Annotated in this window: 12 protein-coding genes and 3 pseudogenes; 3 read left to right on the forward strand and 12 right to left on the reverse strand. The window is 62.2% G+C overall.

Annotated features, from left to right (window positions below):
• Nucleotides 1-719: 719 nt before the first annotated feature.
• The 9 genes and pseudogenes from IPI67_13320 to IPI67_13360 form a co-directional block, all read right to left on the reverse strand.
• Nucleotides 720-1,376: a transposase zinc-binding domain-containing protein gene (locus IPI67_13320; protein ID MBK7581182.1), complete on the reverse strand. Its 657-nt coding sequence runs from the start codon at nucleotides 1,374-1,376 to the stop codon at nucleotides 720-722.
• 296 nt (nucleotides 1,377-1,672) lie between these two features.
• Nucleotides 1,673-1,972: pseudogene (locus IPI67_13325) on the reverse strand (tyrosine-type recombinase/integrase).
• A complete protein-coding gene (locus IPI67_13330; protein ID MBK7581183.1) occupies nucleotides 1,917-2,177 on the reverse strand; it encodes a tyrosine-type recombinase/integrase in 261 nt (86 codons plus the stop codon). Before IPI67_13330 ends, IPI67_13325 begins: the two are co-directional and overlap by 56 nt.
• Nucleotides 2,113-2,451 carry a phage integrase N-terminal SAM-like domain-containing protein gene (locus IPI67_13335; protein ID MBK7581184.1) on the reverse strand — a complete coding sequence of 113 codons (339 nt, stop codon included), beginning with the start codon at nucleotides 2,449-2,451 and terminating at the stop codon, nucleotides 2,113-2,115. Before IPI67_13335 ends, IPI67_13330 begins: the two co-directional genes overlap by 65 nt.
• A gap of 283 nt (nucleotides 2,452-2,734) precedes the next feature.
• A pseudogene (locus IPI67_13340) lies at nucleotides 2,735-3,787 on the reverse strand (integron integrase).
• 257 nt (nucleotides 3,788-4,044) lie between these two features.
• Nucleotides 4,045-4,770, reverse strand: coding sequence for a hypothetical protein (locus IPI67_13345; protein MBK7581185.1), 726 nt, complete (start codon nucleotides 4,768-4,770; stop codon nucleotides 4,045-4,047).
• A gap of 155 nt (nucleotides 4,771-4,925) precedes the next feature.
• Entirely contained in the window at nucleotides 4,926-5,630 is a 705-nt protein-coding gene (locus IPI67_13350; GenBank protein MBK7581186.1) for a hypothetical protein, read from the reverse strand.
• Nucleotides 5,575-6,738 (reverse strand): hypothetical protein, encoded by a 1,164-nt coding sequence (locus tag IPI67_13355; protein ID MBK7581187.1) that lies wholly within the window; start codon nucleotides 6,736-6,738, stop codon nucleotides 5,575-5,577. The genes IPI67_13350 and IPI67_13355 overlap by 56 nt, the downstream gene beginning before the upstream one ends.
• A 121-nt stretch (nucleotides 6,739-6,859) precedes the next feature.
• Nucleotides 6,860-8,554, reverse strand: a complete 1,695-nt coding sequence (locus tag IPI67_13360; protein ID MBK7581188.1) for a hypothetical protein — start codon at nucleotides 8,552-8,554, stop codon at nucleotides 6,860-6,862.
• On the opposite strand from IPI67_13360, the gene IPI67_13365 reads away from it, so the two are divergent.
• A complete protein-coding gene (locus tag IPI67_13365) occupies nucleotides 8,525-9,328 on the forward strand; it encodes a metallophosphoesterase (GenBank protein ID MBK7581189.1) in 804 nt (267 codons plus the stop codon). The two genes, IPI67_13360 and IPI67_13365, sit on opposite strands and share 30 nt — an antisense overlap.
• A gap of 59 nt (nucleotides 9,329-9,387) precedes the next feature.
• Here IPI67_13365 and IPI67_13370 read toward each other — a convergent pair whose 3' ends face one another.
• Nucleotides 9,388-10,827: a prolipoprotein diacylglyceryl transferase gene (locus IPI67_13370; GenBank protein MBK7581190.1), complete on the reverse strand. Its 1,440-nt coding sequence runs from the start codon at nucleotides 10,825-10,827 to the stop codon at nucleotides 9,388-9,390.
• Between the two features lie 91 nt (nucleotides 10,828-10,918).
• Here IPI67_13370 and IPI67_13375 point away from each other — a divergent pair, with 91 nt between their 5' ends.
• The gene (locus IPI67_13375) at nucleotides 10,919-11,986 is read left to right on the forward strand and encodes a hypothetical protein (GenBank protein MBK7581191.1); all 1,068 of its coding nucleotides are present in this window, start codon (nucleotides 10,919-10,921) and stop codon (nucleotides 11,984-11,986) included.
• The gene (locus IPI67_13380) at nucleotides 11,987-13,285 is read left to right on the forward strand and encodes a hypothetical protein (GenBank protein MBK7581192.1); all 1,299 of its coding nucleotides are present in this window, start codon (nucleotides 11,987-11,989) and stop codon (nucleotides 13,283-13,285) included.
• A 6-nt stretch (nucleotides 13,286-13,291) separates the two neighbouring features.
• Here IPI67_13380 and IPI67_13385 read toward each other — a convergent pair whose 3' ends face one another.
• The gene (locus IPI67_13385) at nucleotides 13,292-13,564 is read right to left on the reverse strand and encodes a hypothetical protein (GenBank protein ID MBK7581193.1); all 273 of its coding nucleotides are present in this window, start codon (nucleotides 13,562-13,564) and stop codon (nucleotides 13,292-13,294) included.
• Between the two features lie 162 nt (nucleotides 13,565-13,726).
• Nucleotides 13,727-15,474: pseudogene (locus IPI67_13390) on the reverse strand (serine/threonine protein kinase).
• Nucleotides 15,475-15,538: the final 64 nt, after the last annotated feature.

Consider the following 15,538-nt stretch of genomic DNA (forward strand, 5'->3'; position numbering starts at 1 on the left):
GCATAAAGAATAGCGCGATTGCGGGAGCGGCCCACGGTTCAGCCGGCGCGTGTGAAATTACGAGGCCAACAAGGTGGCGCCCGGTGCCGCAATCGTCGAGTTGGACGGGGCCGCAATTGCAGCGCCGGGATGAGACACTGAGTCACTGTATGGAAAATTGCCCGCCCGGCTCGACGTCGAAGGCTCAGCGGGGCCGGGTCGGTTACGATGAGGCGGCATCGGTGGTCGAAGGTCGAGCGGAGGGAACACCGCGCGGTGAGTCCGCTCATAGGATGGACGTGGGCACTGACCACTCCGGCGAGCGGCCAATGGGTGATGACTGCGGTGCTTGGCTGGAAGTGGGTCATGCCACTCAAAGAGGGGCTCGGGCGTCGAAAGCCGAGAGAGGCAACGGCCGGCCTCGAGCGCACGACGACGGCCACAACAGCTCGGCAACAGTCGATTTCGATGCCGGTCAGGATGCGGATCACTTCGCGCCGCCGGCGCGCAGAGGTTGGAGGAGCTGGGCGAAGCGGTGGGGTTCGGGCGGATTTGGCCGGTAGTAGCTGTCGCGCGGTTTCCGAGTCGGCCGGTGGCGTGGCTCGCCGACACCAGCCCGTAGTGTCCGGATCCAGGGGAAGCCGGGCGGCAGGATGTGGCGAAGCCAGCGCCGGGGAATGCGACGCCGTCCGAGCGTGATGTGCTCGCCACTCTTGGTGCGGAAAGTGACGCCGCGCTGGTCATCGCGAGAAGTCGGTGGTTGGAGATGGCGACGCGGTGAGTGCTACTGGCCGAGGGTAGGTGATCACCTGGGCGGCGCCGCCGAAGGGGCGTTTACAGTAAACGTTCCAGCTCTTGCGATGAAGGCCCGCAACAGGCGCGGCGAAACATTTGGGGTCGCCGATGCGCAACGTGCCGGGCAGGCGGCCCGCGTGAGGGCGTCGAGCATCTTTCCGCGGAACAGCCGACCGATGACGTGGACGGGAAGAGGAAGTCGCGGCGGGCGAGATCCGGCAGGCCGTCCGGGCTGAGCGCACCTCGGTCACGATACAGTGCAGGTGCGGATGGTATTCGAGCTTATGCGTCCACGTGTGTGCAACACCGCCGTCACGCCGAGCTCGCCGCCGCGACGCTTGGGATCCACGCCGAGCTGGAGCAGCGTGGCGGATGCACAACGGAAGGCAGGTCGTAGACGATTCTCGGATTGGCGGCCAGACCGCGCAACTGAGCGGACGTAAGAAGACGACGTGGAATAGTGGGATCGGGGATGCGCGCTCCAACCGCCCGGCGATCCACTTCGCCTGCGCCACCGCCGGGCACTTCGGGCAGTGCCGGTTGTGACATGAGTCGTACGAAGGATCGCTGACGAAGCCACAGTCGGGACACGTTGAGCCCACCGAGGGGCGGCCGTTCGGCAACGTGCTACGGCGTCGAGGACAGCGCGCTCGGCGAGGGTCAGTGCATGTTGTTGCTCGTGGACCGGCCGGAACGCGCGAACGACATCCGCGAGCTCAGCGATTCGGCCTGCCTTCCTGTGCTGGCTCCGGCGAGCGAGCACAAAGGGCCATGCTGGCGCATGCCCGGCTACCCGGCGCGCCGACTTCCGAGACCGCTTCTTTCTGGGCACCGGCGAGGCCGTCTTGCGCAGCCGGTCCGCTGGGCTCTGGTCCTCCGAATCATTACCGGGCTGACCCTGCGCGTAGCGAGCGGTCGTGCTGATGGAGGCGTGACCGAGCAGGACCTGCAACGTGCGCAGATCGGTCCCGGTCTCGAGCAGATGCGTGGCGAAGGCATGGCGCAGGACATGAGGGTGCACGTGCTTTTCGAGCCCTGCGCGGACCGCCGCCCGCGCCAACGCCTTGCCCACGGTGTCCCGGCATTGGACGCGGCCCGGTGTCTTCCCAGGAAACAGCTCGGACCCGGCGGTTGCTCTTGCCTCAGTACGCACGGAGCGTTTGCAGCACGAGCTTAGGCAACATCGTGTAGCGGTCACGCTGACCTTTGCCTTGCCTGATGTGAATCACCATGCGACGGCTGTCGATGTCCGCAACTCGCAAGTTGAGCACCTCGTTGATCCGCAGGCCGGCCCCATACGCGGTCATCACGATCGCCTGCATTCTGAGCGACCCCAGCTCACCGAGCAGTTGCTCGATCCCGTCGCCGCTCAGGATGGCCGGCAGTCGATGCGGCACGCGCATCTGCTGGATCCAAGCAACCTCTTCCGGTCGCTCCAGGGTGTGCGCATAGAGAAACTTCAGCGCCGCGGCGCAGACGTTGTACGTCGATGGCGAGCGCTGGGTCCTCGACCAGGTGCAGCAAGAAGTCTCGAATTTCGGCCTTGCCCATCAGCGTCGGTGACTTGCCGTGGTGCCTCACGAAAACTTCGGCGCAACGCAGATAGGTCTTGAGCGTGTTGGCGCAAAGACCGCGCAGCCTGATGTCCTCGGCCATTTTGTTTCGCAGCTGTCCCATGCTTCAACTCCGGTGTTGGCGCACCCGGCCATCGGGCGCGCGATCCCAGGATCGCCGACGAACACAGCGTGGCGCCGCTCATGCTCGAGCCAGCAGGAATCAAGCCGCGATGCGACGTCGCCGCGGGCAGCCGCCTCAGACGCTGCCCGTCACGTGGCGCTACTCCTGCCGCGCCAGCGGCTTCGTCCAACTAATATTCTACTGCGACTTGGGCGGGATAGCACCTCCGCTTGTTGGACCACCTCCCCCTCTTGGTCCCCTTGGGCCGCGTGGGGGGCCGTTGTTATGCGTCGCGGGGTAGCGGGATAATTGGTGCTGGGGTAGGGGCGAGGGGGGTGGGGCCGGCTGGGCGTCCGGTAACCGAGAGCTGGTCGAGGGGGCTGGTGACGCCGCGGCCGCCGCGGTTCAAGACGTGCGTGTGGATCATCGTCGTACTACGTCGTGGTGGCCGAGTAGCTCCTGGATGGTCCGGATGTCGTAGCCCGCCTCGAGCAGGTGCGTCGCGAACGAATGGCGGAGCGTGTGGCAGCTCACGGACTTGGAAAGACGGGCTGCAAGGCCCGCGCGACGCACCGCGCGCTGTAACACCGTCTGGTGCGTGTGATGGCGCCGACGCTCTGCCGTGTCGCCGTCCGTGTAGCGACGTTCCGCGGGGAAAAGCCACTGCCAGCCCCACTCACGATTGGCATTCGGGTACTTCTGGCGAAGCGCGTCGGGCAGCTCGACCGTGCCGAGGCCGTCGCGCAAATCGGCCTCGTGCTGCGCTCTCATCGCCGTGAGGTGATGTATCAGCGGCTCGACCAGCGTGGCAGGGAGGGTCGTGACGCGGTCCTTCTTTCCCGTCCCGCGTCGCACCACGATTCATGTCGGATCGATCGACGTCCTTGATCCGTAGACTGACACACTCGGATAGACGCAGCCCGGCACCGTACAGCAGCAGGCCATCAGCCATGGCCGCCCCTCGGAGCCGCGCGAGCACCGCAGCGACCTCCGCGTGAGAGAGCACCACCGGGAGCCGCGCCGGGCGTTTCGCACGTACGACCTCGTCGAACGCCGCGAGCGGCCGGCCGAGCACCTCGGCGTAGAGGAAGAGCAGCGCGGCCGCCGCCTGGTTCTGCGTCGACGCACTGACGCCGCGTTGTGTCGCGAGGTGCGTCAGGAACGCGGACACGTGCGTCGCGTCGAGGAGCTCGGGGTGCTGCCGCTGGTGATGCAGAATGGCGGCGAGTCCAGCCGCGTAGGCCTTCGCCGTGCGTGGGCTGTAACACTCCTGAACGGAGCGTCTCGCGGAACGCGCTCGAGTAGCTTCGGCTTGGCGGGGACCACGCCGGCGAATGTGCAGGGGAGCAGCCGCTGCGCGGCGGGTCGAAAATCAGCGGATCCGCCGCCCGGCTCCCACCGGCGAAGCGCGGCCGCCGAAGAACGCGCCGCCGACGCGGGCCGCCGTGTGGTCGGTGCTCGACGAGCAGCGTGCCTCGACCCGTCCGCGGAACCGCAGAGAGCCTGTTTTCGCGTTCTCACGGGCACAAAAAAAACCTGTCCCCCATTCGCGCGTCAGCGCGAATCAGGGGGACCGACGGCGCGCAGCCGCGCTCAGGCGCGGCGAGCACCGGCGAGGGTGGCATCACTTTTCGGTAGAGCTGCGCTGCCGCGATGCCGGAGCCGCCTGCGACCTCGAGGATCACGCTTGACGGGCACTGCCATCGGGAAGGCGTTCTTGTAGCAGTTCGGCTTCTTGCCGAGCACCGCCTGCGTGCCAGTGTCTTGATCCGTCGCGAGCACCATCGCGGAGCCCGGAATGGGCGTGACCGCGACGAACTTCACGTTGACCTCGCTGACCGGCGGAAGACCGGACGCGACCACGGTGTAACACTTGCCCGGCTGCAGCTGGATCTGCGACTCGAGCGTCTGGCCTTGCTGGAACTGACCCGCGAGCGCCGAACCCACCGGCTTGCTGCCGGCAACCGCTTGCTGCGTCGCCATCTGGTTCAACACCTGCGTCGCGGCACCCGCGAGCGTGGGATCCATCGGCGTCGCTGCGCCGCCTGCCGCCGGCGCGGGGCCGGGTGCGGGACCGGGCGCCGGACCCGGAGCTGGACCGGGCGCGGGACCGGGCTGCGGCTGTCCGTAGGGCGCCGGCTGCTGGCCGTAACCCGGCTGGCCTGGCTGCGGCTGCTGGCCGTAACCCGGCTGCTGACCGTAAGGCTGTCCGCCTTGCTGGTAACCAGCGGTCTGCGCGTCCTCGTCCTTCTTCTTGCAACCCACGACGCCCGCCACCACGACTGCGCCAACAACACCAAAGATAATCGCGTTTCGCATGACAACTCCTAGCTCGGGCCTCGTACGCTGATTTCGCACGCGCGGCGACTCGGGCCGCGGAAGGCTACAATTAGACGGGCGGCGGGGTAAAGCTCGTCACGCAACCGGCGGATCCCGGTGAAATTTAGCGGAAAGTGCCGGAAAGTGCCGGGAAACTAGGGGAAGGTGACGGCTCCGGACCCGCGATCGACCGCCCCGCTGTGCTCGGTTTTGGGGCCCTGGCGCTGGCCGCGAATCCCGCGCGGTGAAGGGTGCGCCATGGCCGAGGACGCGCAGCCGTAGGTGTTGTTGCCCGCAGGCGTGTACTTGTCCACGCCTCCCAGGTTGATCAGCGCGCCGACACCTTGTGAGTTGCCACAACCGAGCGAGAGGCCCGGTGCCGTGTACTCGTCGTTGCCGCCTTCGTCGATCTGCAACGAGCCCGAGAAGTCGTGCCCGACTCCGATGCTGGTCGCGCGGATCGGAAACCCTTTGTTGTACAGGTCGTCGCCGGCGTGATCGAAGTGAAAGCCGAGGGCGAAGTGTGCACTCGCGCCCTGCACGTACCAGAGCCCTTCGTAGGTGTCGTTGCCCGCCTTGTCGAGCAGGAGTCCGAACCCCAGCCAGTAACCCGCGCCCTGCGCGAACACACTCGCCGTGTACTTGTCGGTGCCCGCGCGGTCGTAGAGCACACCGTGCCCGCCACCCATGTTGATGCCTTTGGTGTCGTCGCGCCGACCGAAGCCGGAGCCCTGGCTCATGCTGGTGTTGCCTTCGCCGGGCAGCTGCGCGGAGGCGTACAGCGGGTCGCCGCCGACCTTGGGATCACCGGGATCCGCGAAGTACACGTCGTCGCCGCCGCCCTCCGCCAAGACACCCACACCCTGCACGTAACCGAAGCCCTGGGACGCGAAGAACGTGCGGTATTCGTCCTTGCCGCTGCGATCGACGAGGCACCAACGCCCACAGGGCCGAGCCTGACTGGTGCTCTCGGCGACGTACTTGTCGTCGCCGCCGTCGTCGAACAGCACGCCAACACCAACGGAGCCCGCGCCCTGCGAGAGGCGAGGAAGCGTATGTGTCGTTGCCCGCGCCGCGGTCCCAGAGCAGGCCGATGCCGAGCACGCCGCTGCCCTGGCGACCGACCCGTGACAGGGTCTGACCCTGGACGCCGAACTGAACGGCGCGCCCCGCGGCGTCGGACGGGGGTCGGGTCGGTGCGTCGTTTCCATCCGCGACGATCTCGTAGCCGTACTTGTCGTTACCGCCGAGATCGATCGCGAGGGAGACCGGGACGTCACGCCGACCCGCGCCGACGGGCACCTCGTAGGTGTCGTCGCCACCGACGTCGAGCAGGAGCGCGCTCCGTTCGGCGAGCTCACCGGAGACGTACTGGTCGGCGCCAGGCCCACCGAGCACGATGGCACCAATGGGTGTGTCGATGGCGACAGCGGGCAGCGGTTTTCCGGCGAAAGCCTCGAGCTTGGCTTGCTCGACCGCGCGCGCGACGAGGGCCGCCGCGGCGGAGATGCGCGGCTGATCGAGCTTGCCGAGCAGCGCGACCTGGGTCTTGTCGACGATCCAGGCCGAGGTCGGCACGATCACGAATCCGTGCGCCAGCTCCAGCCAATCGAGCTCGTCGCTCTGGGTGGTGCCGACCGCGGCGATCATTTCGCTGGCCGCGTAGCTCAGCGCGGCGATCACGGGCACGAGGGCCTTCTGTAGCTCGAGCGGGACGCCAGCCGTCTTCGCAGCGAGCTCGGCGGTGGTGATGTTGCCGCCGTGGGCGCTCGTCAGCGCGGCAATGGCGGCGGCGAGCGGAGAATCATCGGCGGCGGCGGCGGCGAAGCCTTCGAGCTTGGCGCACGCATCCAAGGCCTGGCCCTTCTTGGTCGCGGCAGCGAGGATCACACTCGACACTGCCTGTTCACCATCGAGCACAGCGTCGAGCTCGGTCTCCGTTGCCTTGACGAAGCCGGGCGCGCGCAAGAGTCCGAGGTGCAGCGGGCGGAAGATCGGCAGCTGGTACTTGTCGTCGGCGAAGATCGGCCTCAGATCGCCATCGTTGCGTCCGAGAAACCGAAGCTGCAGCGATCGACGCCAGCCTGGGTCAGCGCCTCGTCGAGGAGTCCGCGACGCCGGGTTTGGGCACCGGGCAGGTCGCGTCCCCGGGCCACGTTGGCGGTGGCGGCGATTTCACACACACCGGCGCGAGAGGAGCGGCGGCGTCACCGGCATCCGATTGGGAGCCGGCCATGCCGCCGGTCCCGCTGCCCGCAGCGCCGCCCGTTCCGGCGTCGACCTTGGCGCTCTTGCCGCCGTCGTCACCCCCGCACGCCGCAAACACCAGGCCCAGCACCACGCTCACGCGCAGCAAGCCCACCCCGACGAGCATCGACCCCGAGCGCCTCACCCGCGGGAGCTTAGCGTGGAACCGGAGGGCGTCTACCGCTCCCCAGCTTGGGGGCGGAGCGTCGCTGCGGCAGAGGACAAATGCGCTTTTTTTTTTTTTTTTTTTTTTTTTTTTTTTTTTTTTTTTTTTTTTTTTTTTTTTTTTTTTTTTTTTTTTTTTTTTTTTTTTTTTTTTTTTTTTTTTTTTTTTTTTTTTTTTTTTTTTTTTTTTTTTTTTTTTTTTTTTTTTTTTTTTTTTTTTTTTTTTTTTTTTTTTTTTTTTTTTTTTTTTTTTTTTTTTTTTTTTTTTTTTTTTTTTTTTTTTTTTTTTTTTTTTTTTTTTTTTTTTTTTTTTTTTTTTTTTTTTTTTTTTTTTTTTTTTTTTTTTTTTTTTTTTTTTTTTTTTTTTTTTTTTTTTTTTTTTTTTTTTTTTTTTTTTTTTTTTTTTTTTTTTTTTTTTTTTTTTTTTTTTTTTTTTTTTTTTTTTTTTTTTTTTTTTTTTTTTTTTTTTTTTTTTTTTTTTTTTTTTTTTTTTTTTTTTTTTTTTTTTTTTTTTTTTTTTTTTTTTTTTTTTTTTTTTTTTTTTTTTTTTTTTTTTTTTTTTTTTTTTTTTTTTTTTTTTTTTTTTTTTTTTTTTTTTTTTTTTTTTTTTTTTTTTTTTTTTTTTTTTTTTTTTTTTTTTTTTTTTTTTTTTTTTTTTTTTTTTTTTTTTTTTTTTTTTTTTTTTTTTTTTTTTTTTTTTTTTTTTTTTTTTTTTTTTTTTTTTTTTTTTTTTTTTTTTTTTTTTTTTTTTTTTTTTTTTTTTTTTTTTTTTTTTTTTTTTTTTTTTTTTTTTTTTTTTTTTTTTTTTTTTTTTTTTTTTTTTTTTTTTTTTTTTTTTTTTTTTTTTTTTTTTTTTTTTTTTTTTTTTTTTTTTTTTTTTTTTTTTTTTTTTTTTTTTTTTTTTTTTTTTTTTTTTTTTTTTTTTTTTTTTTTTTTTTTTTTTTTTTTTTTTTTTTTTTTTTTTTTTTTTTTTTTTTTTTTTTTTTTTTTTTTTTTTTTTTTTTTTTTTTTTTTTTTTTTTTTTTTTTTTTTTTTTTTTTTTTTTTTTTTTTTTTTTTTTTTTTTTTTTTTTTTTTTTTTTTTTTTTTTTTTTTTTTTTTTTTTTTTTTTTTTTTTTTTTTTTTTTTTTTTTTTTTTTTTTTTTTTTTTTTTTTTTTTTTTTTTTTTTTTTTTTTTTTTTTTTTTTTTTTTTTTTTTTTTTTTTTTTTTTTTTTTTTTTTTTTTTTTTTTTTTTTTTTTTTTTTTTTTTTTTTTTTTTTTTTTTTTTTTTTTTTTTTTTTTTTTTTTTTTTTTTTTTTTTTTTTTTTTTTTTTTTTTCCCCCCCCCCCGCTAGCGTTGCAGCGTGCGCTTCGCTCTCATCACCGACCAGCACTTCGGGCCCAGGGCTCACTTCGCCGGCAAGCTGCGCAAGCTGAGCCACGAGGCCGGTGCGCTGACCCGCGCCTTCGTCGAACGCATGAACCGCGTCGACCGACCCGAGCTGGTGGTGAACCTGGGGGACGTGGTCGAGGACGAGAGTCGCTCACTGGACATGGAGCGATACCAGGAGTTCCTCGGCATCTTGTCGGCGCTCGATGCGCCGGTGATCCACGTCGCGGGCAATCACGATCTGATCTGCATGACCGAGGACGACCTCGCGCGGATGTGGAACCACGACGGCGCGCTGCACTACAGCCGCGATTTTTCGGGGGTGCACTTCGCGGTGCTGAACACGCTGGAGCAGAAGGACGTGTGTGTGCGGCTCCCCGAGTCCCAGCTCGAGTGGCTCGAGCGCGATCTCGCGACGGTGAAGGGGCCCGCGGTCGTGTTGATGCACCACCCGGCGAGCGAGCAAGATCTCACCGGAAATCGCTGGTTCGAGCGGGCGCCGCACATCTGCCGGGTGGCGGAGCGGCGGGAGCTCAGGCGCATCATCGAGGCGAGCGGGAAGGTCGTTGCGGTCTTCAACGGGCACGCACACTGGAACCACCTCGACGTCATTCGCGGCATCCCGTACGTCACGCTGCAGAGCCTGACCGAGAACCTCGACGACGATGCGCCCGGCAGGCCCGCTGCGGCCTTCGCAGTGTGTGACCTCGAACCGCATCGCCTGAGCGTGAACCTCGGCGGCGCCGAAGCGCTGCACTATCAGTTCGAGCTCGGCTGACCACGACCGTCGCGCGCGGGGGGCGGCTCAGCGGGGGTTGGCGCTCCGACGTGGCATTGTCACGCGTCGTCGTCGTCGCTCGGGGTCTCTTCGGGAGCGGGCGCGGCCTGCTTGCGCTTCTTGCGCTTCTTCTTGGCGGCCTTCTCGGCGGCGGGTTCATCCACCGCTGCTTCGTCCGGGTCGGCTGCTTTCGACTTGGTGGGCGCAGCGTCCGCGTCCGCGTCGTCGTCCGCATCGTCTTCTTCCACGACGGCGCCCGGGCCGAGGCTCATGGCCGCTTCAGGGTGTTGTTTTGCTGCCTCTTCGAGCGCGTACCAGCCCACGGCCGCGGCTACTCCGGTCAGGAGTCCGATCCACTGCGAGGTCGACAGCTGCATCGACGACGACTGCGCGAAGCTGGCCGGTCGAAGCACGAAGTAGAGCGCGACCGCCGGCGCGATGGCGAGCAGCTCGGTGGCCCGGCGCAGCTTGAGGTTGTGCCAGCTCCTGGCCGGGCCCGAAATGTAGGCGGCGGCAAAAATCAGCAGCGACGCGGGCAGGAAGACGTGCACCGGAATGAACGGTCCGAACTCTCCGCGCTCGAGATCGTCCCGCATGACCTCCACGATGAAACGCAGAAAACCGTAGCCGAGGGTGAACGCGAGGAAGACCTGGCCGCGGAAGCGCTGGTGTTTCCGCACGACGAACGCCACGACGAGCAGCACCGCGCCAGCCAGCATTTCGTAGAGCTGGGTCGGGTGCACCGGCAGCGAGAAGTCGGCGTCCGGCGACAGGCCGCGGTGGTTCACGTGTTGAATCCACGCGGGTGAGCCCGCGCCCTCGAGCAGCGTGCCCTCCGCCCAGCGCGGAAACGTACCCAGGCTCGTGAGCCACTTCGGCGCGCCGGCAGGCAGCGGCGTTCCGAAGTCGCAGCCGAACAGGTAGCAACCGATGCGAGTGATCACGAGCCCCGCCGCCAGGCTGGGCACTGCGACGTCCGCCCACGGCAAGAGCCGGATGCGCTGGGAGCGGAGATAGATGAAGGAACCCACGAAGCCGCCGAGGAAGCCGCCGTAGGCCACGAGGCCGCCGCGCCGGAGCGCAAACAGGTCGCGAAACTCGCTGAACTCTTGCGGGTTCGTCGCGACGTAGAGCAAGCGCGCGCCAACGAGCGCGGCCAGCGCGGTGACGAAGTAACAGTTGGCCATCTTGTCCCGAGGCAGACCGTCCTTCTCGGCGAGGCCGAGGGTCAGGTACCAACCGACGACGATGGACAGGCAGAGCATCGCGCCGTAGCTGTAGATGGGCAGCGGCGACAGGGTGTAGACCTGGCCCCGGTAACTGAACGCGCTGAGCCCTGCCGCCGCGGCGAGCACGCCGCCGAGCACCAGGAGATCGCCTGCCTTCTTGCGATAACCGAACACGGCGAGAACGGCGCCGAGCGCAGCAAGCACTAATAGCGCTGGGAACAGCGGGACGGTCCACGCCGGCAGCGGCAACCGGAACAAGACGGGATGCATCGCGCGCCTCCCATACCCTGCAAAACGCCGCGCCACAAAGCCCGCGCGAAGCCCGGACGAACTGCCGCGTGCTCGTGCTAACATGCGCGTCGTGTCACGCTTTGCATCGCATTTTCTGCTCGCGCTGCTGGCTGTCGCGTGTGTGCCGAGCGAGGATTCGTCGTCCAGCGCCCCGGCCCAAACCGGGGCCCAGCCAACGCCGCCGCCTCCCCCTCCGCCTCCCCCGACGCCAGCCGCCCACTCCGGGTCCCGTCTCAATCCGAATCGCCCGATGCCGTCGGCGAATCCGTTCGCCCTCAGCGACGCGGCCGTGGCCCGGGCCGACGGGGCTCCGTCGCGAATCCCCAGAGTCTCGCTCGGTGAGCAGCGCCGGCTGGCGGCCCCCGCCTTCAAGGAAGACCTGCGCGTGGGAGTGAAGAATCCGCCGCAGCCGCCCGAGGCACCCCAGGACCAGCCGCCCGCGCTGCCTGCACCGCCACCCGAGGTGGCCAAGGTCGCGGCGAACCCCGGCGCCGCCGAGAAAGCGGCGGACAAGGCCGTCGCACCCAGCGGTCCCCCGGACAGCCCGATCACCGCTTCCTACGCCGACACCTTCGATCGCGCCGAGCTCGGGCCAGAGTGGAACGCAACCAATCCGGGCTGGCGCATCGCCGCCGGACGACTCTGCGGCATGGGCGCAAAGAACCACCCGGTGTGGTTGCGTCGCAAGCTACCCGTGAACGCACGCATCGAGTTCGACGCCGTGTCGATCTCGCCCGACGGTGATCTCAAGGTCGAGGTCTGGGGCGACGGCAAGAGCTTCGCCAAAGGCAATTCGTACAACGACGCCACCAGCTACCTGGCGATCTGGGGCGGCTGGAAGAATCAGTTCCACGTGCTGGCGCGGCTGGACGAACACGCCCAGGGTCGGCCGGAGGTGAAGGTCAGCGCCGGCGGTGACTACAAGACCCGCCCCGTCGTGCCCAACACGGTCTATCACTTCAAGCTCGAACGCAGCGACGGCAAGACCGTGCGCTGGTTCGTGGACGACATCGAGATCATTGCGTTCACCGACCCCAACCCGCTGAAGGGCGAGGACCATCAGCACCTCGGCTTCAACGACTGGGACGTCCAGGTCTGCTTCGACAACCTCCAGATTTTTGCGCTCTCCGGAGGGTAGGTGGCAGACGAAGTCGAGCTCGATCTAGACGAGGAGCTCAACGAGCTGGAGATCAGGCTCGAGCGCCTCCGCGCGCTCTACGAGCAGTACTTCCTCGGCATCGAAAAGCTCGAGCCGAATGTGCCGCGCAAGGACGTCGAGCGACGGATCTGGGTGCTGCGTCGCACCAAGTTCCGCAACACGGCCAAGCGCTTCAAGTTCAACGTGCTCACGCAGCGCTTCCATTCGTTTCAGCAGTACTGGGCGCGCATTTGCCGAGAGATCGACAACGGCACCTACAAACGCCACATGCTGCGCGCCGAAAAGAGTCAGGGCGAGGCGCTCACGATCGCGGCCAAGCGCCGCCGAGGCGCCTACACGAAAAAGGACGAGGAGGAGGCCGAGCCCGCCATCGAACCCGTGGTCGAGCCCGCTGCCGACAGCCTCGACGCGATGTTGGGGTTGAAGTCGCGCGCGCCGGGCTCACCCACGCGAGTGCCCGGGGCGCCCACGACCGCGCCGGGTGTGCCAACCAACGCTCCGGAGCGACCTACGACGCAGCCGCGTTCGAAGTTCCAGCTCGAGCGACTCGATCTCAAGCTCGATGATCTGCTCGATGGCGGTGCCGCGCCGATCTCGAAGCGCCCGCCAGCAGCCGCGGGTCCCGTGCGAGCTCGTCCCGCGTCCGCGTCCGTCGATGTTCCGCCCGCGTCGACCCCGAGCGGGGTTCACGCGCCGCCGCCGTCGGTGGGTCCCATGGCTGGAGCGCGCCCTCGCATGCCGAAGGGAGTGGCGCCGCCTACCGAAGCGCCGCCCGCCCACGCTGCAATCCGGCCGCCGGCGAGCGGCGACGGCGGAGGGAAGCCCAAACCGCCGCCGATCCCGACCCGCAGCAAGCCATCGCTTCCCCCGGGTCGCCCGACCACCCAAGCCGCGCCACCTCCCGGGGCGGGCGCGCCCCCAGCGCCGGCGACTCGCGCGCCTGCAGGGCCGGCGGGGGCGCCGGCGAATCGGCCGGGGCCACCCACGCGCCCGGCCGCCCCGCCGACCCGCGCCCCGGGCCCCGCAGCGCGCCCGGCAACCGCCGCGCCCGCGGCGAGCAGCGCGAGTATCAGCGACAATCGCCTGAAGGAAATCCACTCGCGCCTGGTCGACGCGAAGCGTCAAACCAACGACGGCAAGTCAGTTTCCCTGGATGGGCTCAGCAAACAGCTGCGTGCGGCCGAGAGCAACCTGCGCAAACAGCACGGAAACCGCAAGATCGACTTCGACGTGGTGATCAAGGACGGCAAGGCCGTCGTGAAACCCGTCGTGAAGTGAGGGCGGTCAGCGGGCCAGGCGCACGCGCTCGGAGGGCGGAACCGACGGGCGGCGGGCCTCGACGAGCACGTCGTCCTCACAGAACAGGATTGCACAGGCGCTACGCCCGGCTTCCTGCAAACGACCGCACAATTCCGCCAACTCCTCGTCGGAGTCCACCACGTCGCCCTCGACGGGCTGGAGCGTGGCCTGATCGTAGCGGCAGTTATCCAACGCTACCCAAAAGCCCTTGAACTGCTCTGAGTGACAGAGCTCGGGCCAGGTCATTCTGGTCGACATCGCACTGATTGCTTTGCTTGATGTGGGATTCTGAAGAGCCCCCAGCTCGAGTCAGAAGCGATGAATGAGATCTAGACCCGGTCTCCCGAGGACGTCAAGAGAAGGGGTGTGGCAAAAAAGATACGCGCGCCCGCTGACTGGTCGCAATTCGTGGCAAATTCGCTACTTGCAGCTCGTGCCGTTGAGGGCGTTGTCCAGCGGGGGGCTGCCGGCTCCCATGCCCTTGGCGGCCGCGATGGTGCCCTTCGCCGCCGCACAATTGCCGTTCAGCGCCAGAGATTTCGCTGCGGAAGGCGCCTTCATCTTCACCATGCCCGAGCATTGGGCCTTCTTGCCGGCGTCCGGGCAGCGGTTGTAGGCCGCTGCCGCCCCGCCGACGTTGCCGCTATTGGCGGCGCTGATGCAGGCGTCGCAGGCGGCGGGGTCCTGTTTTTTGCTCGTTGCGGTCGGGCCGGTCGTTGGATTGGTCGTCGGTTTGGTCGTTGGGACCGAGGTCGGCTCGGGGCCGGTGCCGCTGCCTACCGGCGCGGTATCCGTTGGAGCCGCCGTGCCGGTGTCGACCGGGGCGATCTCGGTCGGGCCGGTCGCGGTGGTGGACCCGAACGGGCTCGTCAGCGGCTGATCGATGCCCTCTTCTTTTTTCATGCTCTTGATCGCCACGACGGCGATCCCGAGGAGCAAGACGGCGCCCACGCCGACCAGCGCGATGACGAGTCCCTTGCCGCCGCCACCGCCCCCACCCCGGGCTGCCACGGGCGGGGGTGGAACGTGCGCCATCATGGCGGGGGCGGCCATGGGTGCCGCCATCGGCGCGGGCATGGGCGCCATTTGCGGAGCGGGCGCGGCCGGCGGCGCACCCGCAGCGAACGCCCCAAAGTCCGGGGCCGCAGCCATGGCAGCGGTACCCTGCACTTGCAATTTCTCGCGGGAAGGCTCCTCGACGACGGTGATCCCGCCGCCGTGGGAGATCTCGGCGTAGAAGTCCTTGGCGGTCGCCTGGCGATCTTCGCGGTTCTTCGAGAGGGCGCGCAGGATGGCCTTGCGCATGTGATCGGAGCCGCTGCTCTCCGGCGCCGTGACCTCGAAGGGCAGCGGCTGCGCCGTCATGTGCTGCGTCGCCCACTGCCAGGGGGTGTCGGCCTCGAAGGGCAGCTTCCCGGTGAGCATTTCGTAGGTCATCACGCCCAGCGAGTAGATGTCGCTGCGAGAATCGAGCGCTTTGCCGGTGAACTGCTCCGGGCTCATGTAGGGCGGGGTTCCGAGCACCATGCCCTGCTGAGTGAGCTTCTGCTCCTTCGCCGCGTCGGCGGACTCACTGCGTGCCGCGATGCCGAAATCGAGGACCTTGACGAAGTCGGTCTCGCCGGCCCGATCGGTGAGGATGACGTTCTCGGCTTCAGATCGCGGTGGATGATGCCCTGCTTGTGGGCCTCGTCGAGCGCGCCGCAGATCTGCTTCATGATCTTCAGCACACGCTCGGGGATCAACGGTCCACCCTGCTCGATGATCTCGTTCAGGGGGTGGCCCTTCACGAACTCCATCGCAATGTAGAGGGTTCCGTCCGCGGTCGAGCCGAAGTCGAAGAATTTGATGGTGTTGGGGTGCTCGAGCTGCGCCACCGTGCCGCACTCGCGGTGGAAGCGCGCGAGCACGGACGGATCCTTCGACAGGTGCTGATGCAGGGTCTTGATGGCGACCTGGCGGATGGTCGAGCCCATCTGCTGCTCGCCGATGTAGACGATCCCCATCCCACCCTCGCCCAGCACACCGGTGACGCGATACCGACCACCGATGATCTGACCGATGAGCTTGTCCTCGCCCGCTTCGTCCTGGGTCGGGAGCAAGCCGCCGCACTTGGCACAAAACCGCGCGCCATCGATGTTGGGGTGGGCGCAGGACTCACAATTCATGGCGGGCGCTAGCGTCGCACGAAGAGCCCCCAAAGCGCCACTCCGAGGGTGGTGACCCGGTGGG

The organism is Myxococcales bacterium (assembly GCA_016706225.1).
In the GTDB taxonomy this organism is placed as follows: Bacteria; Myxococcota_A; Polyangia; order Polyangiales; family Polyangiaceae; genus JADJKB01.